At 69.6% G+C, this 20,119-nt stretch carries 10 protein-coding genes and 6 pseudogenes; 7 read left to right on the top strand and 9 right to left on the bottom strand.

Annotated elements, in window-relative coordinates:
• Window positions 1-9: 9 nt before the first annotated feature.
• The 8 genes and pseudogenes from BW737_RS09420 to BW737_RS09390 form a co-directional block, all read right to left on the bottom strand.
• A pseudogene (locus BW737_RS09420) lies at window positions 10-1,175 on the bottom strand (branched-chain amino acid aminotransferase).
• Window positions 1,176-1,248: 73 nt separating this feature from the next.
• Window positions 1,249-2,312, bottom strand: a pseudogene (locus BW737_RS09415) (3-isopropylmalate dehydrogenase).
• Window positions 2,313-2,355: 43 nt separating this feature from the next.
• Window positions 2,356-3,081 (bottom strand): hypothetical protein, encoded by a 726-nt coding sequence (locus BW737_RS09410; RefSeq protein ID WP_143233360.1) that lies wholly within the window; start codon window positions 3,079-3,081, stop codon window positions 2,356-2,358.
• A 37-nt stretch (window positions 3,082-3,118) separates the two neighbouring features.
• Window positions 3,119-3,547, bottom strand: coding sequence for an AAA family ATPase (locus BW737_RS16270; RefSeq protein WP_180272169.1), 429 nt, complete (start codon window positions 3,545-3,547; stop codon window positions 3,119-3,121).
• An 838-nt stretch (window positions 3,548-4,385) separates the two neighbouring features.
• Complete coding sequence (locus tag BW737_RS09400; protein WP_086615631.1) at window positions 4,386-5,747, bottom strand: AAA family ATPase; 1,362 nt, start codon at window positions 5,745-5,747, stop codon at window positions 4,386-4,388.
• A 198-nt stretch (window positions 5,748-5,945) separates the two neighbouring features.
• Window positions 5,946-6,977: a ketol-acid reductoisomerase gene (gene ilvC, locus BW737_RS09395; protein ID WP_086615630.1), complete on the bottom strand. Its 1,032-nt coding sequence runs from the start codon at window positions 6,975-6,977 to the stop codon at window positions 5,946-5,948.
• 9 nt (window positions 6,978-6,986) lie between these two features.
• Complete coding sequence (gene ilvN, locus BW737_RS16950) at window positions 6,987-7,499, bottom strand: acetolactate synthase small subunit (protein WP_073327221.1); 513 nt, start codon at window positions 7,497-7,499, stop codon at window positions 6,987-6,989.
• A 4-nt stretch (window positions 7,500-7,503) separates the two neighbouring features.
• Window positions 7,504-9,284, bottom strand: a pseudogene (locus BW737_RS09390) (acetolactate synthase large subunit).
• Window positions 9,285-9,674: 390 nt separating this feature from the next.
• On the opposite strand from BW737_RS09390, the pseudogene BW737_RS09385 reads away from it, so the two are divergent.
• Window positions 9,675-11,286, top strand: a pseudogene (locus BW737_RS09385) (aspartate:alanine exchanger family transporter).
• A gap of 12 nt (window positions 11,287-11,298) precedes the next feature.
• On the opposite strand, the gene cimA reads toward BW737_RS09385, so the two are convergent.
• A complete protein-coding gene (gene cimA / locus BW737_RS09380; RefSeq protein ID WP_086615629.1) occupies window positions 11,299-12,984 on the bottom strand; it encodes a citramalate synthase in 1,686 nt (561 codons plus the stop codon).
• Between the two features lie 340 nt (window positions 12,985-13,324).
• Here cimA and BW737_RS09375 point away from each other — a divergent pair, with 340 nt between their 5' ends.
• From BW737_RS09375 to BW737_RS09350, 6 genes and pseudogenes are all read left to right on the top strand, one after another.
• Complete coding sequence (locus BW737_RS09375) at window positions 13,325-13,762, top strand: DUF6270 domain-containing protein (protein ID WP_143233359.1); 438 nt, start codon at window positions 13,325-13,327, stop codon at window positions 13,760-13,762.
• Window positions 13,763-14,179: 417 nt separating this feature from the next.
• Complete coding sequence (locus BW737_RS09370) at window positions 14,180-15,358, top strand: glycosyltransferase family protein (RefSeq protein ID WP_086615642.1); 1,179 nt, start codon at window positions 14,180-14,182, stop codon at window positions 15,356-15,358.
• Window positions 15,355-16,571, top strand: a pseudogene (locus tag BW737_RS09365) (glycosyltransferase family 4 protein). Before BW737_RS09370 ends, BW737_RS09365 begins: the two are co-directional and overlap by 4 nt.
• Window positions 16,571-17,692, top strand: coding sequence for a glycosyltransferase family 4 protein (locus BW737_RS09360; protein WP_086615627.1), 1,122 nt, complete (start codon window positions 16,571-16,573; stop codon window positions 17,690-17,692). The pseudogene BW737_RS09365 and the gene BW737_RS09360 overlap by 1 nt, the downstream one beginning before the upstream one ends.
• Complete coding sequence (locus tag BW737_RS09355) at window positions 17,685-19,553, top strand: ABC transporter ATP-binding protein (protein ID WP_180272167.1); 1,869 nt, start codon at window positions 17,685-17,687, stop codon at window positions 19,551-19,553. The genes BW737_RS09360 and BW737_RS09355 overlap by 8 nt, the downstream gene beginning before the upstream one ends.
• Window positions 19,540-20,119, top strand: a pseudogene (locus BW737_RS09350) (aminoglycoside phosphotransferase family protein); the annotation flags it as partial. The gene BW737_RS09355 and the pseudogene BW737_RS09350, both read left to right, overlap by 14 nt.

The following is a 20,119-nucleotide window of genomic DNA, read 5'->3' as shown; positions in this document are numbered from 1 at the left end:
TTTGCGAGGTCACGCCAGGCGGTACATCCAGTTGTAGGGGTCTTCCAGGCGCCCGTACTGGATGCCGGTGAGCCGCTCGTAGATCTCGTGGGTGACCTCGCTGCCCTCAATGGCCACGTCGAAGCCTTCCCCCTTCAACCGCCCCAGCGGCACGACGACGGCGGCGGTGCCGCAGGCGAAGACCTCGCGGACCTTGCCGGAGGAGATGTCCTCCAGCAGGGTCTCCAACGGGATGGTCTCCTCCACGACGCGCCGGCCGGAGTCCTGCAGCAGCCTAATGATGGCGCTGCGCGTGTTGCCCTCCAGGATGGTGCCGGTCAGGCGCGGGGTACGCACGGTGCCGTCGGCGTCCACCACCATCACGTTCATGCCGCCGAGCTCCTCGAGGTTCTTCTCGGTGACGTCGTCGAGGAAGCAGACCTGGTCGCAGCCGCGCACGTCTGCTTCCTCCTGCGGCAGCAGGGAGGAGGCGTAGTTGCCGCCGGTCTTGGCGAAGCCGGTGCCGCCGCGGCCGGCGCGGTGGTAGTCCTGGGCGACCCAGATGGAGATGGGCTGCAACCCATGGGTGAAGTAGGCGCCCGACGGGGAGGCGATCACGTAGTAGTCGATGGTGCTGGCGGAGTGCACGCCCAGGAAGGCCTCGGAGGCGAAGGCGAAGGGACGCAGGTACAGGGACTCCCCCTCCCCGGAGGGCACCCAGTCGGCGTCGGCGCGCACCAGGTCCACCAGGGAGGCGATGAAGTCCTCCTCGGGCAGCTCGGGGATGGCCATGCGCCGGGCGGAGACGTTCAGCCGGGCGGCGTTGTAGCGGGGCCGGAAGGTCCAGATCGAGCCGTCGTCGTGCCGGTAGGCCTTGATGCCCTCGAAGACCTCCTGCGCGTAGTGCAGGACGGCGGCGGCGGGCGAGAGCGTGAGGTCGCCGAAGGGGACGACGCCGTAGTCGCCCCAGCCACCCGCGCGCGTCCAGCGGGCGTGAGCCATGTGGTCGGTGAACACCCGGCCGAAGTGCAGGTCGGTCAGCGCCTGGGCGCGCTCGGCCTCGGTGGCCGGGTGCGGGTTGGCGGACAGGGGGAAGCGCCCCGCGAGGCGTCGGCGGGTGGGACCGGGACCGCGGCGGCGCGAGCCAGCGGCGTGTCGAGTGAATCGGGTGTTGGTGCGACGGCTGGGGCAGACATACCGGCACTGTACCGCCGTTCTACGCAGCTGACGGGCGTCTCTCACATACTGACTCTGCACGCGCCGTCGGCCTCAGCCGCGCACGGCGGTGGTAATGGCATCCCCGATCTCGCTGGTGGTGCGCACCAGCGGGGCCCCGGCGGCCTCGGCCTCGGCGCGCGCGGCCATATCCGCGTCGACGGCGCCCTGGACCCGGGTGGCGGCGGACTCCAGCCCCAGGTGCTCAGCATCATGGCGACGGCGGAGATGGTGGCCACCGGGTCAGCTATGCCCTGGCCGGCGATGTCCGGGGCGGAGCCGTGGACCGGCTCGAACATGGAGGGGAACTCGCCGGCCGGGTTGAGGTTTCCCGACGCGGACAGGCCGATGCCGCCGGTGATGGCGCCGGCCTCGTCGGTGAGGATGTCGCCGAAGAGGTTGTCGGTGACAATCACGTCGAAGCGGCCCGGGTCGGTAACCAGGTAGATGGTGGCGGCGTCCACGTGGGAGTAGTCCACCTGCACCTCGGGGTACTCGGCGCCAACCGCCTCGACGGTGCGGCGCCACAGGTGCCCGGCGTTGACCAGCACGTTGTGCTTGTGCACCAGGGTGAGGTGGTGGGCGGGCCGAGCCTGGGCGGTCTCGAAGGCGTAGCGAACCACGCGCTCGACCCCGTAGGCGGTGTTGACGCTGACCTCGGTGGCGATCTCGTGGGGGGTGCCGACGCGGACGGCGCCGCCGTTGCCGCAGTACAGCCCCTCGGTGCCCTCGCGCACCACCACGAAGTCGATGTCTCCGGGGTTGGCCAGGGGCGTGGCCACGCCCGGGTAGTACTTGGAGGGGCGCAGGTTGACGTAGTGGTCCAGGGCGAAGCGCAGGCGCAGCAGCAGGCCGCGCTCGAGCACGCCCGAAGGGACGGAGGGGTCGCCGACGGCACCCAGCAGGATGGCGTCGTGGGTCTTGATGTCCTCCAGCTCGGCGTCCGTGATGGTCTCGCCGGTGCGGTGCCAGCGCTCGGCACCCAGGTCGAAGTCGGTGGTTTCCAGCGTGACGCCGCTGCCCTCCAGGGCGGCCCGGAGCACCTTCAGGCCCTCGGGCACCACCTCCTTGCCGATGCCGTCGCCGGGAATCACTGCAAGCTTGATGGTCTGCGTCATGGCGCGACCTTAGGCGGATCGGCCGCCGTCCCGGGCGGGCATCTCAGATACCGGCGCGGCCGGGAGACGTTCCTGCCGACTGCACGGCGCCGACCAGTCCAAGGCACTCCGTCGCCACGGCGCAGTTGCACGACCCCGGGCGATACTCCACGACCTTGGTGCGTGTTCCACGACCACCCCGGGGTCGTGGAACACGCACCAAGGTCGTGCAACGCGTAAAGGCAGCCGTCGCGATCCAGGACAGTCGTGTTACTCGTTCCGCAGGTGCTGCCGAGTTCCTGACCAGGGCGGACTCGGGTTCCTTCTCGATCCTTTTCCAGGCCTCCGGATGCTTGACGTCGCCGTCTATCCGGATCTGTTCGACGCGTTTCGAGCGCTCACCTCCGAACCGGTTCGCCGTCATGAAGCGAGATTGTTCGAGGTTGAGATACTCCTGCAGCGTTCGCTTGGGGTCCGCCAGACGCTCAATCCCGCCCAGACGAGATCCTTGCCGCGATGCCCAGGCTTGAAAGGACTCCTCCTCCGACCACAGATTCGCCAGCACCCAGGCCTCGGTCATCGTCACCGGGATCACCGGCACGATGCGCTTGTCGCCCGGAGAACGGCACTCCTCAATCCGAGCCTCAATGCCTGCGTTGTCGACGTCACGGTGTATGAAGATCAGGTCATATGGCTCTTCTGCCAACGCCTTGATCTTCTCCTCAGCACTGTTCGGCAGCTCTCCTTTGTGCAGTTGGAGGTTCGCGTCGTCACCGGGACGCATGTACATGTACATGAGGAGCTGCAGAAGTACGTTCCTCAGGCCCTCATCGGAAGTTCCCTCGCCAATGAAGGCGCACCGCCAAAACTAAGGCATCGGTCTCCTCCGGCTCCGAGGGGTTGTACAGAAAGACAAACAGCTTCGAGCGCGACACCGGCGCCGAGCTCCGCGGGCGGTCGTCCGAGCGTTCCCACCGCTCGGACCGCCAGGTTCCCGGCAGCGGATTGAAGGTGACGGACTCCGTGATGCGCCCATCAGGCTCCCGCCGTCGCCATGGCACCGCGCACAGCACATCATCAGCGTGGCTTTGCATGACGTCCTGGACCAGGTAGGGCGAGTGGGTGTTGACGAGTACCTGTCCGGGATGACCGTCACGGGCCGTGTTCATGGAGTACAGCAGCTCAAGTATGTCGGCGATCTTGGCGGGGTGGAGACCGTTCTCCGGTTCCTCGATTGCGACGAGGCTCGGGCCCATCTCCGATCCTGGCGCGCAGTTCCAGGTAGTCACCGTTGGGGGCCACCCGCAGCGCACGCACCTCAAGGAACGGGGCCAGAGCATCAATGATGTCCTGGTAGACCTGGCCACCGTCCCGAGCAGCACGCCGGTACAGGGTCGACGCCAGGTGCGCGCCCGAAGCGGCAATGTCCGCCTCCTCGTCGCGGTCATCCGAGCGCCGCAGCGCGGAGGGCTCGAGGGAGAGGAAACGCCATGAACGCAGCTCTGCAACGACGGCGGCACTGTGTGCGTCTCTATGTGCTCCTGACCAGTGTCGACTGAGACGAGGCGCTCCTCGGCCAGGGTGAGAGAGGTGTCGCCATCGCGTTCATTGACGCGGAACTCCACCTCGTAGCGGAACCTCTCGGCACGCGTCTGGACCGGCGACAGCCCCGACCGAGGACCGCGCAGCGCCACCTGCCCGGGCGGCGTCACGTTGACGTCGGCCGTGACCTCCGCAGCGAGCCGGACCGTGTGCCCATCAGCGATCGACTCGGGCGGGAAGCGCACGCGCAGCGGCGTCTTCTGACCGCCATCGGAACGCAGACGGCGGAACGCCTCGCGGTACGGGTACTGCACGAGGAGGCTCAGCAGTTCAATAGCATCGAATAGGTTCTACTTCCCCACGCCGTTAGGTCCCGCGATCACCGTCATCGGGCCGAAGTCAACAGCAACGTCCCGAAGGTTCTTGAACCCCGAGACCTCGATCCTGTTCAGCACGGCCTGGTCTCCTTCCGCGGCGCTCTCACCGATTAATGACCAGGCTAACAGCCGTGCCGCTCCAACACCGGCAAGAGCCGGACGCCCCCGCCCCGGCTCAGCCTACGGCCGGTGCGGGACCACCCAGATATGCCTGCACGGTGCTGCGGGGAACCGGACGCATCCCCTCGCCGCCGCTCCAGCCCTGGGCGCGCCAGGTACCGGCCAGCGGGTGGAAGCTCGCCGCCTCGCTGCGGGCGCCGGCCCCGTCGCGGGTCTTCTGCCCGACGGCGCACAGCACTTCGCCGTCCTCGACGCACTGGAACAGGTTGGGCGAGTGGGTGTTGACGACTACCTGTCGCAGGTGCTGGGAGACGGGCGTGGACAGGCCATGCAGCAGCTGGTACAGCTCCGGAATCTTGGCCGGGTGGATCCCATTCTCGGGCTCCTCCAGGCAAAGCATCCCTGAGTAGTCCTCCCCCGCGCCGATCGCCGCCAGTGTGAGCAGGCGCAGCGTCCCGTCCGACAGCGCCCGCGCCGGCAGCTCCGGCGCATCCCCGACCTGGGCGCGCAGTTCCAGGGCCTGGCGCACCGGGTCCTCCGCGATGGTCAGGCTGCGCACGTCGATCAATGGGGCGACGGCGTCGCATACCCGGTGCAGCACCGCGCCGTCGCGCCCGGCGGCCAGGTCCTGCCGGTAAAGCGCCGCCGGCACGTGCGCACCGGAAGCAGAAATGGTGCGTCGCTCCATTAAATCGTCGGGGGCGCGCATGGCGCTGGGCTCCAGGGCCAAGAATCGCCACGACGCCATTTCTGTGCGCGCCGCCAAGATGGTCGGGTATTCAGAACTGGCGACGGCGGAAAGCACGGTGCGTTGGGCGCCGTCGGCAATCACCTGCCGCGGCCTGCCGTTGGCTTCCCGGTGAACAATTACCATGCCTTGGCCGTGCGATACCTGATACTCGAGGAAACGACCATCCGACTCGGAGCGTCCGCGGGCGATGAACCGGCGGCAGGCATCCGCCTCCGGGAACCGCAGGCCGCCGGCGGCATCGTCCAGGGCGTGCAGCTGTTCCCGGGCCAGCCGCAGACGCAGACCACCGGGAATGGTCGGGTCCGGCCGGGCGGCAATCTCCACCTCGTAGCGCACGTAACCGCACGACGGCGCCACCGTCTGCCCGAACTCGTCCTCCGCCCGCGGCGGCAGGATCATCTCCGCGGCCAGGCCGAGGTTGGCGGCACCGGACAGCACGTCGGCGGAGAGCAGAGAGGCGACGTCGAGATGCTGCTGGGCGGTTGGGCGCACCTGGATGCAGGCGTCGTGGAATGAGTTGCAGCTGAGTAGGGACAGGAACTCGATCGCATTGAGCAGGTTGGATTTACCCACCGCATTGGGGCCGGCAATGCAGGTGAATGACCCAAAGTCCACCTTCACGCCGACGAGGTTCTTGAATCCAGTTACCTCGAAATGGGTAAGCACGACGCCCTCTCCTGCTCGTCCGCTCCGGGGGGGTCTTCTCAGTTTATCCTCAGTGAACGATCATCGTGGGGCGATGACAAGACGTAGTCAAATAGCGACGTTGACCGCCTTCTATAACGATCAAGTGGTGGAAATAAAGAATGGGGGCGGCGGGAATATTCCGCCGCCCCCATCGGGCGTATTCGCCGTGCCGGCGACTCAGCGCGCGGCCGAGCCCTCGGTGTAGTCCTTGTCGAGGTCGGCGCGCCAGGCGAACATGGAGCGCACCTCGCGGCCGGTGGCCTCGATCGGGTGGGCCTCACCCTCGGCGCGCAGGCGCTTGAACTCCGGGGCGCCCGCGGCCTGGTCGTCCATGAAGCGCTTGGCGAAGGAACCGTCCTGAATGTCCGCCAGCACCTCCTTCATGTGCTCCTTGACGTCGGGGGTGATCACCCGCGGACCGGAGATGTAGTCGCCATACTCCGCGGTGTCGGAGCAGGACCAGCGCTGCTTGGAGATGCCGCCCTCGTTGATCAGGTCGACGATGAGCTTGAGCTCGTGGCAGACCTCGAAGTAGGCCATCTCCGGCTGGTAGCCGGCCTCGACCAGCGTCTCGAAGCCGTACTGGATCAGCTTGGACACGCCACCGCACAGGACGGTCTGCTCACCGAACAGGTCGGTCTCGGTCTCCTCGCGGAAGGTGGTCTTGATGGCGCCGGCGCGGGTACCGCCGATGGCCTTGGCGTAGGACAGCACCAGCGGCCAGGCCTGACCGGAGGCGTCCTGCTGGACACACACCAGCACGGGCACGCCGCGGCCGGCCTCGAACTCACGGCGCACGGTGTGGCCGGGGCCCTTGGGGGCCACCATGACCACGTCGATGTCCGCGGCGGGGGTGATGTAGCCGTAGTGGATGTTGAAACCGTGGGAGAACAGCAGGGCGGAGCCGGACTTGAGGTTGGGCTCGATCTCCGTCTTGTACAGCTCGGCCTGCACCTGGTCGGGAGCCAGCACCACGGTGACGTCGGCCTCGGCAACGGCCTCGGCGATCGGCTTGACGGTCAGACCCGCCTCCTGCGCCTTGGCCACGGAGCGGGAGCCCTCACGCAGACCGACGACGACCTCCACACCGGAGTCGCGCAGGTTCAGGGCGTGGGCATGCCCCTGCGAGCCGTAGCCGATGACGGCCACCTTCTTGGACTGGATGACCGACAGGTCGGCGTCGTCGTCGTAGAACTTCTCAGCTGCCATGGTGAGTTCTCACTTCTCCTTGAGTTGATCGGTGATGGAACGGGGACCGCGCGAAATCGCGACCGCACCGGATTGGACGATCTCCTTGACCCCGTGCGGGGCCAGGGCGTCCAGAAGGGCCTTGACCTTCGACTCCGAGCCAACGGACTCGATGACGACGGAGGTTGGGGACACGTCCACGACGTGCGCCCGGAACAGATCGACGATCTGGAGCACCGCGGTCCGGTTGGAGTCATCGGCACGCACCTTAATCAGATACAGCTCGCGACCCACCGACGTGTCCGGATCCAGCTCGACGATCTTGATGACGTTGACCAGCTTGTTCAGCTGCTTGGTCACCTGTTCCATGGCCGGGCCCTCGGCGTCGGCGATCACCGTGATACGCGAGATGTCCTCGTGCTCGGTGGGACCGACCGCCAGGGAATGGATGTTGAAGCCGCGGCGGGTGAACAGCGCCGACACGCGCGTGAGCACGCCGGGCTTGTTCTCCACCAGAACCGAAAGCGTGTGCTTCTCGCTCATGGTCTCACTCCTCCTCCCACACGGGCTCATCCCGCGCGCGTGCTGGATTTCGTCGTTGGACACGCCCGCCGCGACCATGGGCCACACCTGGGCGTCGGCTGACACGATGAAGTCGATGACGACCGGGCGGTCGTTGATGGCGTTGGCCTGGGCGATCACGTCGTCGACGTCCTCAAGCCGCTCGCAGCGCAGGCCGACGGCGCCATAGGCCTCGGCGAGCTTGGCGAAATCGGGGATGCGCTCGGTTCCGGCACCGGTGTGCAGGTCGGTGTTGGAGTAGCGCTCCCCGTAGAACAGGGTCTGCCACTGACGCACCATGCCCAGGGATGAGTTGTTGATGATCGCGACCTTGATGGGGATGTTGTTCAGGGTGCAGGTGGCCAGTTCCTGGTTGGTCATCTGGAAACAGCCGTCGCCGTCGATCAGCCACACGGGCCGATCCGGGCAGGCCTCCTTCGCACCCATGGCCGCGGGCACGCCGTAGCCCATGGTGCCGGCGCCGGCGGAGGTGAGCCAGGAGCGGGGCTGGTTGAAGTGCAGGTAGTGGGCGGCCCACATCTGGTGCTGGCCGACGCCGGTGACCCAGATGGTGTCCTTGTCCGCCGCCTTGTCCAGGTGGGTGATGACCTCCTGGGGCTGGAGCAGGCCGTCGTCGGTGTCGGTCCAGTCGGTGGGGTAGGTGGCGCGGATGTGCGCGACCTCGGTGAGCCACTGGTCGATCTCGGCGCGCGGCTCGACGGCGAACTGCTCGCGACAGGCCGTGGTCAGGGCCGGCACCACATCCTTCAGGTCACCCACGATGGGGATGTCGGCGGCGCGAATCTTGGAGATCTCGGCGGGGTCGATGTCCACATGAATGACGGCGGCGTGCCGGGCGAAGGTGTCCGGCTTGCCGGTGACGCGGTCGTCGAAGCGGGCACCGAGCGTGATGATCAGATCGGCGCGCTGCAGGGCGCCGACGGCGGCGACGGTGCCATGCATGCCGGGCATGCCCAGGTTCAGCGGGTGGTCGGTGGGCAGCACGTCCAGGGCGGTCAGCGTCGTCGTGAACGGAGCGCCGACCAGCTGGACCAGTTCCTCCAGCTGCTCCACCGGAACGCCGGCGCGGCTCAGGCCGCCACCCAGGTAGAACACCGGGCGCTCGGCGGAGGCGATGGCCTCGGCCGCCTGGGCGATGCGCCGCTGGTTGGGTTTGCCGGGCAGACTGTAGCCGGGCAGGTCCATGCGCGGCGGCCAGTGGAACTCGGTCTCGCCGACCTGGGCGTCCTTGGTGAAGTCGATGAGCACCGGGCCGGGGCGGCCGGTAGAGGCCAGGTGGAAGGCCTCGGCGACGCGGCTGGGGACCTCGTCGGGGGAGGTGACCAGGAAGGAGTGCTTGACGAACGGCATGGTGGAGCCAACGATGTCCGCCTCCTGGAAGGCATCGGTGCCGATCGCGGTGGAGCCGACCTGGCCGGTAATGGCGACCATGGGAACGGAGTCCATGTGGGCGTCACCGATGGCGGTGACCAGGTTGGTGGCACCCGGGCCGGAGGTGGCCACGCAGACACCGACCCTCCCGGTGGCCATGGCGTAGCCCTCGGCGGCATGCCCCGCGCCCTGCTCGTGGCGCACCAGCACGTGACGGATCTTCTCGCTGGCCAGCAGCGGATCGTAGAAGGGCAGGATCGCGCCGCCGGGCATGCCGAAGATGTCGGTAACGCCGATCTCCTCCAGGGAACGCACGAGCGCCTGGGCACCTGTCATCTGTTGGTTCTGGTCCGGGGAACCACTGTCACGAACCATCGTCCGCCCTCCTATCCGTGAGATCCGAGTGTTTGCACATGTGTCTGACCGGCACGGCGGCCGGTGTGGGAGGAACCGTATGCCGCACCGCGGCCCGCCGTCGATTTCACGACTCGTGATCTCACATAGTGGAATCACGGACCGCCTAGCCGGCGAACAGAGCCCGCCTCGCCGGCCGCATCGACCGGCCGGGCACGTGTACTTCGACCGACCTCGGCGAGAGGGCGGCGGGTGAAGACCGTATATGTCAGACGTCTCGTGCTGGCGCGGTCTTTGGTCCGCCCGGGGACGCTCGCACGGATGCCAGAATACTGCCGTCAAACACGCAACGATGCGGCCGCGGCGTGGGCAACGCCGTCGGCCCGCGCAAGAGGAAGGCGGCAGCAGCACGTGGTCACCGGACTACTCAATGCCTTGGCCGAGAACCCGGTTCTCGTTCTATTCCTGCTAATCGGCGCCGGCATGCTCGTCGGACGCGTCAAGGTCGGCGGAGTCAGCCTGGGGGCAGCGGCCGTCCTCTTCGCCGGAATCATCCTGGCCGCCTGGGGCACCGCCGAGGGCATCACCATTGAGGTCCCCGCCCAGATGGGCACGCTCGGGCTGGCGATCTTCACCTTCGCCATCGGCATCCAGTCCGGCCCGAACTTCTTCCACGTGCTGCGCACGGCCGCCGGCCCACTGGCCATCATGTTGGCGGTGCTGGTGGTCGGCGCCGGAGCCGGGCTGGCCGTGGGGCGCGCCCTGGGCATGAGTTCCGCCATGATCGCCGGCGCCTTCGCCGGCGCCCTGACCAACACCCCCGCGCTGGCCGCCGCCGGCGGGGCTGCCACCGCAGCCGGTAACGCCGACGGCATGGCAATCGCCACGGTCGGCTACGCCGTCGCCTACCTGTACGGCGTCATCGGCATGCTGTTCTTCTGCCTGCTGGCGCTGCGCTACCGCCGCTCCGACAAGGACGCCCCCTCCCCCCTGATCAACCGCACGGTGCGCGTGGAGCGCGACGACGCCCCACAGCTGGGCGACATCGCCGAGCGCGTGAGCGGGAGATGAAGTTCTCCCGGCTGCGCCGCGGCGAGACCGGCCCCATCACCCGGCCGACCTCCACCGACCGGATCTACAAGGACGACCTGATTACCGTCGTCGGCACGCAGGACGCCGTCAACCAGGTCATCGCGGAGATCGGCCACTCCTCCTCCCACTCCCTGATCGAGGACCGCCGCTACCTCGACTTCCGCCGCATCACCGTCTCCGACCCGAAACTGGCCGGGCACGCCCTGAGTGACCTCGACATCGACCACAAGTTCGGCGCCACCATCTCCCGCGTGCGCCGCGGCGACGTGGACATGGTGGGCAGCCCCGACCTGGTGCTCCAGCAGGGCGACCGCGTGCGCGTGGTGGCGCCGACCGGCCGCATGGCCGAGATCTCCAAGTTCTTCGGCGACTCCGCCCACGGCCTGTCCTCCATCAACCCGGTGGCGATGGGCCTGGGCATGGCCGTGGGCATCATCATCGGCGAGTGGGCGATTCCGCTTCCGGGCGGCTCCACCTTCTCCATCGGCTCCGCCGCGGGCACGCTCATCGTCGGCCTGATCTTCGGCCGCATCGGCCGCATCAAGAGCTTCGTGACGGCCATGCCGTTCACGGCGACGGCGGTGCTCTCCGAGCTGGGACTGCTGATCTTCCTGGCGCAGGCCGGTACGCGCGCAGGCGGACAGATCGCCAATGCCTTCACCGGCGGCGACTGGTGGAAGATCCTCATCACGGGCTTCGTCGTCACCACGATCGTGGGATTCGGCATGTATGCGTCCATGCGTTGGATCGTGAAGATGGGCGGCACGCGCCTGTCCGGCCTGCTCGGCGGCCTGCAAACGCAGCCCGCGGTGCTGGCCTTCGCCAACGAGCGCACCGGCTCCGACCCGCGCGTGGCCCTGGCTACGCCATGGTCTACCCGGTGGCCATGATCGCGAAGATCTTCATCGCCCAGTTCCTGGGCGGGCTGTGAGCCGGAGCTGCGCTACCGCGGCTCAACGCCGCGGCGCAGCAGGCCCACGATATGCCCGTCGATCAACGCCTCCCAGGAGGCCTCGACCACGTCCGTGCCCACCCCGACGGTGGACCAGGTCGTCTCCCCATCGGTGATGTCGATGAGTACGCGCACCACCGACCGGGTGCCGCGCTCGGTGTCCAGGATGCGCACCTTGTAGTCGGTCAGCTCGAAGTCGGCGGTCTCGGGGTAGATCTGTTCCAGCGCCGCGCACAGCGCGTGGTCGAGTGCATTGACGGGTCCGTTGCCCTCCCCCAGCACCGCGAAACGCCGTCCCCCGGCCCACAGGCGCACGGTGGCCTCGGTCTCGGTGACGGTGTCGCCCTCGGTGGACAGCAGCCGCTGCCCGGGCAGGGGGCGGGCCTGAATGGAGGCGCGCCAGGACTCCACCCGGAAGTACTCGGGCAGGTCGCCACGGGCGGCGCGCAGCAGCAGTTCGAAGGAGCCGTCGGCGGCGTCGTAGGTGTAGCCGGCGGCCTCGCGGGTCTTGACGGTCTCGGTCACCCGGGTGAGCAGCTCGTGGTCGCCGGCGGTGTCGATGCCGAACTCGCGGGCCTTGAGTTCAATGGAGGCGCGCCCGGCCATCTCCGAGACCAGCATGGTCATGGTGTTGCCCACACGCTCGGGGTCGATGTGCTGGTACAGGTTCGGGTCCACACGGATGGCGGAGGCGTGCAGCCCGGCCTTGTGGGCGAAGGCCTTCGTGCCCACGTAGGGCAGGCGGCTCGACGGCGGCCGGTTGACGATCTCGCCGACATGCCGGGAGATGGCGGACAGTTCCGCCAGGCGGCGGGCACGCTCATCGGCGTCGCCGGGCAGCACCGTCCAGTCGGTCTTCAGTTCCAGGTTGGCGATGAGGGTGAGCAGGTTCGCGTTGCCGGTGCGCTCCCCCAGGCCGTTCACGCAGCCCTGCACCTGGCGGGCGCCGGCCTCGACGGCGGCCAGTGCCCCGGCGACGGCGACGCCGGCGTCGTCGTGGGTGTGGATGCCGATGGTGCACTGGTCGTATCCGGCCGCTTGCAGGGCATCGCGCAGGCGGGCCACCCGCTCACCGACGCGATGGGGCAGGGTGCCGCCGTTGGTGTCGCAGGGGATAACGGCGCTGGCGCCGGAGCCCGCCGCAGCCAGGGCGACGGCGAGCGGGTAGGGCAGGTCCGGGTCGTCCGCGGCACTCGCCTCGGCGTGGTCGATGCCGTCGAAGAAGTGCTCCAGGTCAACCATGACCTCGCGGCCGGCCGCGGCCAGGACGGTGACCGTGTCCCGCACCATGCGCAGGTTCTCATCCAGGCTGGTGCGCAGGGCCCGCTCGACGTGTACCGGATCGGACTTGGCCACCACGGTGACCACGGGTGCGCCGGAGTCCAGCAGAGCGCGCACCTGCGGGTCCTCCTCGGCAGCCACGCCCGCCTTGCAGGTGGAGCCGAAGGCGACCAATCGGGCGGTACGCAGCTCCAGCTCGGTGCGGGCACGAGCGAAGAACTCGGTGTCCTTCGGGATGGCACCCGGCCAGCCGGCCTCGATGTAGGCGACCCCGAGCTCGTCCAACAGCCGGGCGACGGCCAGCTTGTCGGCGACGGTGAAGGCGATGGACTGCTGCTGGGCCCCGTCGCGCAGGGTGGTGTCATAGGCGGCGACGTTGAGCGTGCCTGTGGGCATATGCGGTCCCCTTCCGCGGTGGCTGTTCACCGGAGAGTCTGTCACATTCCGACACCGCGTCTGTTCCCGGAGTGCGCCCGGCTGCGAGATCCCTAACCGCGACACCGATCACCACCTCGCAGAGCAAACATTGTCGCAAATGGTCACAAACGCCGGTTCCGACGCCCTCGGCCGATTCTGCAACCGCATGATTCCAACGCTCATCGATCCGGACTTCGGAGCCACTAGCGCGTTTGTGACCGATTCAGACAATGTAGAGCGCTTCAACAGGCTGGGCGACGCAAGGCTGACCGGATACCTTCACTCCATCGCTGTATCGACTGACATAAAGGAGGAGCCAATGCCCGACGCCGGCCGCACCGTTTCCGTGTTCGGCTCCTGCGTCAGTCGCGACACGGTGGAGGTGCTGCGCCGCCAGGGCTGGCGGGTTGGGGCGTATGTGGCGCGGCAATCCCTGCTGTCGGCGGGCTCGCAGGCTCCCGCACACGCCCTCGACCTGGGTGGGTTCGACTCCGCCTTCGTCAGGCGGGTACACGCCGAGGGCTTGGCGGGCGACCGCCGCTCCCGCCTGGCGGCCGCGGCACCAGACACGGACGTGCTGCTGTGGGACATCGTGATGAGCGGCTGGGCGTGCTGGAACTGGCCGACCTCGGCCTGGCCGGCCGCACACTGCTGTTGCAGACAGCGTGAGCGCTGGAGGACGAGGACTTCGAGACCCCTTACCTGCTGGCAGAACTCCCTACGCTCACACCCGCAACCCGCGAGTCGAACTCAATGATGCGCTGACGCTTGAACGGCGAGACTGCATAACCCATCCCCCAGCCCCATCCCAACCAGCCCAGAATCTCATGACTTCTGACACTCCCAGAAGTCATGAGACAACACAGCGGGGTAGCCGCACGAACCGTCGCCGTTCCTGACGATCCGTCATCGTAAAGAACAAGCCGCCGACCCCTACCTATGCCGGCAGGACCGGAGGCACCTTAGAACACTCTCATCGTGGTCTCACCGTTGCCTTCTGAGCGGGCGAGAGTCTGTTTCATGAGGTCGCCACCGGGCGACCGGAAGGAATACTCCCATGATCCGCCCACAGCCCCTGACGGTGCCACTACACCCGGCCCCGAAGCCGCCGCGCCCGGGCAGCTCCAGTCCCACGCGGGCCCTGGCTCGGCGGTCGGTCCCCCAAAACATCCGCGTGGTGCTCTACAGCCACGACGCCCAAGGCCTGGGCCACCTGCGCCGCAACCTTGCCCTCGCCCACCAACTAGCCAACGACCTGCCCGCGCTCACCGGCGCCTCCGTCACCGGCCTGCTGGTGGCCGGTGTCTCCCCCTCCCCCGGCTTCCCCCTGCCCGCCGGCTTCGACTGGCTGGTGCTGCCGGGCTTCACCAAGGGCGACACCGGCTACCGCCCCCGCGGCCTGCGCGGCACCCCCGACTCCCTGGCCACGCTCCGCTCCGGACTCGTCGCCAGCACGCTCCAACGCTTCGCCCCGCACCTGGTGATCGTCGACCGCCACATCTACGGGGTGCGCAAGGAGCTGCGCGCCCCCCTCAAGCACCTGCGCGCCACCTCGCCCCAGACCCGGATCGTGCTGGGCCTGCGCGAGGTGCTGGACGCCCCCGAGGTCGCCGCCGCCGAATGGCGCAACCTAGACACCCCCGCCAACCTGCGGCGCCTGATCGACGAGGTCTGGGTGTACGGCGACCCCGCCGTGCACAATCCCGTCGTCACCGGTGAAGTCCCCATCTGCCTGCGCGACCGCGCCGTGTTCACCGGCTACCTGGCCAAGGGCCGCAGCCTGCTGGAGCGAAACGCCCGGGTGCCGGAGGACCCGTTCGTGCTGACCACGGTCGGCGGCGGCTCGGACGGATTCGAGCTCCTGCGCGGCGCCGCCCGCATGGCCCCGCCCACCGGTCACCGGCACGTGTTGGTCACCGGCCCGCAGCTCGACGACGCCGGCTTCGACGCCGTGCAGACGGCCGCCGGCCCGGCCACCGAGGTGCACCGGTCCCTGCCCGGGCTGAGCCGGTGGATCGAGCGGGCCGCCGCGGTGATCGCCATGGGCGGCTACAACACCGCCTGCGAAATCCTCGCCACCTCCACCCCGGCCCTGATCGTCCCGCGCGAGCAGCCGCGCCTGGAACAGCTCATCCGCGCCCGCGCCCTGCAGGCGGCGGGCGCCGTAGACGTCATGCGCACCGCCGACCTCACCCCCGAGGAGCTCACCGCCTGGGCGGCCGGGGCCGTCACCCGGCGCATGCCCCGCGCCGATTTGGACACCGGCGGGCTGCCCACCGCCGCCCGCCGCGCCGCCGCCCTGCTGCGCGCGCAACTGACCGCCACCCACACGCTTCAGGAGATAGCCTCATGACTCGCATCGGATATGTGCTCAAGGTCTACCCCCGCTTCTCGGAGACCTTCGTGGTCACCGAAATGCTCGCCCGTGAGGCGCTGGGCGACGACCTGACCATCTACGCCCTGCGCCCCACCACCGACTCCCGCTTCCACCCGGAGATCGCCCGCATCTGCGCCCAGGTCAACTGGGTGCCGCGCCCACGCCGCGCCGTCGACATGTGGGAGCTGCTGGCGAACTCGGTCAACGAGCCGGACATGCGCACCCGCCTGGCGGAGATTCTGCCGGCCGTGGCCGACCTGCCCGGCGATGAGGTCGCCCAGGGGGCGGCCCTGGCCCGCGCGGCCCGCGACGCCGGCATCACCCACCTGCACGCCCACTTCGCCTCCCTGGCGGGCCGCACCGCCTGGATCGCCTCCCACCTGGCGGGCATTCCCTACACGGTCACTACCCACGCCAAGGACATCTACCACGAGTCCGTGGACCCGCTGTGGCTGCGCCGCATCTGCGCCGACGCCGACCGGGTGATCGCCATCAGCCGCTACAACGAACGCAACCTGCACTCGCTGCTGGCCGGCACCGGCGCCCACATCCAGCTGCGCTACAACGCCCTCGAGCTGGACCGCTTTCCCTTCCACCCGCCCGCCCCCGCCGACGGCCCCCTGCACGTCGCGGCGGTCGGTCGGCTGGTAGTCAAGAAGGGCTTCAAGGACCTGATCGACGCCGTCGGCATCCTCACCGAGGCCGGCGTGCCGGTGACGCTGGACATCGCCGGCGAGGGCGAGGAGCGCGACCACCTGGCCGGGCAGATCACCGCCCTCGGCCTGGGCGACCGCGTCAACCTACTGGGGCCGCTCACCCAGGCGGAGGTGCGCGCCCTGCTGGGCCGCGCCCAGGTCTTCGCCGCGCCCTGCGTCCCGGCCGAAGACGGCAACATCGACGGGCTGCCCACCGTGGTTCTGGAGGCGATGGCCTGCGGCACGCCCGTGGTCGCCACCGACGTCTCCGGCCTGCCGGAGGTCATTCACGACGGCGAAACCGGGATCCTGCTGCCGCCCGGTGAGCCGGCAGCCCTGGCCCGGGCCCTGCGGGAACTGGCGGAGGGCACGGTCGACGCCGCCCCGCTGGCCCGCAACGCCCGCGCCTGATCGAGCGGGACTTCGACTCCCGCGCCCAGGCGGCGGCCCTGTCCGCCTGGGAGTCCACGCCCCAGCTTCAGGAGGTGCACTGATGCGTATCGCCTACATCTGCGCCGACCCCGGGGTGCCGGTCTTCGGCACCAAGGGCGCCTCCGTCCACATTCAGGAGGTTGTGCGCGCCCTGCGCCGCGCCGGCCACGAGGTGACCGTTTACGCGGTGCGCCGCGGCGACCTGGTGCCCGCGGACCTGACCGACCTGCCCGTGCACATCGCCGAGGTTGAGGCGGCCGACGCCGCCGCCCGCGAGCGCGCCCAGGCCGAGGCCGCCGCCGAGCTGTCCCGGCAGGTGCGCGCGGATGGCGCGGACCTGGTCTACGAACGCTATTCCCTGTTCTCCACCGCCCTGGCCGACCTGGCCGGTACCGGCGTCCCCGGAGTCCTGGAGGTCAACTCCCCGCTGATCGACGAGCAGCGCCACCACCGCACCCTGGTGGACGAGGCGCAGGCGCGCTCCGCCCTGCGGACCCAGGTGCGGGCGGCCCGCACCACCGTATGCGTCTCGGAGCCGGTGCGCCGCTGGGTGTGCGGGCTCGTGGACGCCCCGCGCGCCGTCACCATCCCCAACGGCGTCAACCTATCCCGGTTGCGCCCCTCCCCGGAGGATCCGGATGCCGTGATCGTCACCTTTGTGGGCACGCTCAAACCGTGGCACGGCGTGGCGGACCTGCTGCGGGCCGCCGCCCTGGCACAGCAGGACTGGCGCCTGCGCATTATCGGGGACGGCCCCGAGCGCGACGCCCTGCACGCCCAGGCGGAGGAACTCGACCTGGAGGTGGACTTCCGGGGGGCGCTGCCGCCCGACGACGTGCCCGCGGCACTGGCGGGCAGCGCCATCGGCGTCGCCCCCTACCCCGACCTGGGCGGGGAGGAGGAGCAGTACTTCTCCCCGCTGAAGGTGCTGGAGTACCTGGCGGCCGGGCTGCCGGTGGTCGCCTCCGGAGTCGGCCAGCTGCCGCGGCTGCTCGACGGCGTCGGCGTGCTGGTGCCGCCATCGGACCCGGCGCCCTGGCCGCCGCCCTGGACGCCCTTCGCGATCGCCCCGCAGCTGCGGGCCCGCCGCGGCGAACTGGGACGCCGTAGGGCGGAGAAGCACCACGGCTGGGACGCCGTCGTCGCCCAGATCCTCGGCCAGGCGGAGGTGCAGCATGTCTGAGCCTCAGATCTCCCGCTCCGCCCTGCGCCGCACCCTGGGCCTGATCGCCCCGGACCTGCGCCCACAGGTCCGACTGGTGGCCGGCGGCACGGTGGCGCTGCTGGCCGAGGTGGTCTTCCGGGTGGCCGAGCCCTGGCCCATGAAGATCGTCATCGACTCGGTGCTGTCCTCGCTGGGAGCCACCACCGGTTACGCGCCCGCCAACCTTGCCCGGCTGCTCGGGCTGGGGGCGGCGCTCATCGCGATCGTCGCCATGCGGGCGCTGTGCAACTACCTGGCCACCGTGTCCTTCGCACTGGCCGGCTCCCGCACCGCGATCGCGCTGCGCCGCCGCGCCTTCCACCACGTGCAGACCCTCTCCCAGCAGTTCCACTCCCGCAACCGCAGTGCAGACACGGTGCAGCGGCTCGTCTCCGACGTGGCCCGCATGCAGGACGTGGCCGTGACCGCCGGGCTGCCGCTGGCCGCCAACGTGCTCACCTTGACGGTCATGCTGGGGGTGATGGTGTGGCTGGACCCGCTGCTGTCGCTGGTAGTGGTGGGGGCGATCACCCTGTTCTTCCTGACCTCCTCGGGCAGCTCCAAGAAGATCACCTCCGCGGCCCGCCGCACCCGCAAGTCCGAGGGGCACCTGGCCAACACCGCCCAGGAGGCGCTGAGCACCATCAAGGTGGTGCAGGCCTACGGGCTGGAGCCGATCGTGGAGGACCGCTTCGTCAACGCTAACCAGACCTCCCTGCACGCCGGGGTGCGCTCCCTGCGGCTGGCGGCGCGCCTGGAGCGCAGCACCGACGTGATCGTGGGCCTGGCCTCCGCGGTGGTGCTCGTGGGCGGCGGCCTGCGGGTGCTGGCGGGAGCGATGACCCCCGGCGACCTGGTGCTGTTCAACACCTACCTGCGCACCACCATGAAGCCGCTGCGGGACATGGCCAAGTACACGGGCCGCATCGCCCGCGCCGCCGCCTCCGGGGAGCGGGTGGCCAACCTGATGGATGTGCGCCCCGACATCGTCTCCCCCAGCGATCCGGTGCCGCTCGGGCATGTGCGCGGTTCCCTGGCTTTCGAGGACGTGGTCACCGAGTACGACGGCCATGAGATCCTGCACGGCATCAATCTGCACATCGACGCCGGCGAACACGTCGCCATCGTCGGCCCCTCCGGGTCGGGCAAGTCCACGCTCACCTCCCTGGTGGTGCGGGCGCTCGACCCGGTTGCGGGGCGGGTCCGGCTGGACGGACACGGCCTCACCAGCCTGGACCTGACCGAGCTGCGCGCACAGGTGTCCGTGCTGCACCAGGAGGCGGTGCTGTTCGCCGACACCATCCGGGAGAACATCCGCATGGGCCGCCCCGACGCCACCGACGCCGAGGTGGAGGCCGCCGCGGTGGCGGCCGGGGCGCATGAGTTCATCACCTCCCTGCCCGACGGCTACGACACGGTGGTCGGCGAGCGCGGCGGCACCCTGTCCGGAGGCCAGCGCCAGCGGGTCGCCATCGTGCGGGCCCTGCTGCGCGACGCCCCCATCGTGATCCTGGACGAGGCGACCACCGGCCTGGACCCGGCCTCGGCGGCCGCCGTACTCGACGCCGTCGACCGGCTCTCACGCGGCCGCACCCTGTTGGCGGTCACCCACGAGACCGAGGTGGCCATGCGCGCCGACCGGGTGGTGTGGATCGAGGACGGCCGGATCCAGCTCGACGGCGCCCCGCAGCAGCTGCTCAGGGACGCCCCCGTCTTCCGGGCGTGGGCGGCCGCCGGGGCGGCGCAGCGAGAGTTACTCACCACCGACAAGCGGCCCGCCCGTCCCGAGCACAACCAGCCCGATGCAGAGGCGATCAGGAGGAGCCATGTACGTCAGTAGCACGCGCAGCGCCGTCGACACGCTGCTGGACCCGGATCGACTCAGCGATCTGGTCGGAGCGCCGGTGCGGGCCGTGCGCCTGCGCATCAAGCCGGGAGTGTCGGTGACCGCCTCCCTGCTGCACACCGGTACCAGCACCAGCGCCGGTTGGGTGCGGCTGCTGTGGCCGGCCAGCCGAGTCAAGGCCGTCAAGATCGCCCGCCGCGCCGAACGGCTGGGGCTGCGCACCCAGCAGCGGGACACCGGCGACGGGCTACTGGCCCAATTCGGGGAGGTGGCCGCCGACCCGGCGCTGGTCCGGCACGTGGCCGCGGCCCGCGAACACCACCTCCTGGAGGGCTTGGAGGGGAACCTGCTGCGCTACAACCCGCTGCGCCGCCTGGTGGTGCGCACGCCGGTGGGGGTGGTGCGCCTGACCGCCGGCTCGCAGCGCCACGCCGCCACCGTGCAGGCCTTCGCGGCCCGCTGCGTGCCGGTGCCGCCGGCCCGGCCACTCCCGCAGGGCATGGATGCGGCACATGTGAGTGTGCAGGGCTTCGTCGGCGACGCGACTGGGGCGGTGGTCG

Source organism: Actinomyces ruminis, assembly GCF_002154335.2.
In the GTDB taxonomy this organism is placed as follows: domain Bacteria; phylum Actinomycetota; class Actinomycetes; order Actinomycetales; family Actinomycetaceae; genus Actinomyces; species Actinomyces ruminis.
The sequence above is the reverse complement of the archived record's forward strand: the minus strand, read 5'-3'. Positions and strand labels throughout refer to the sequence as shown.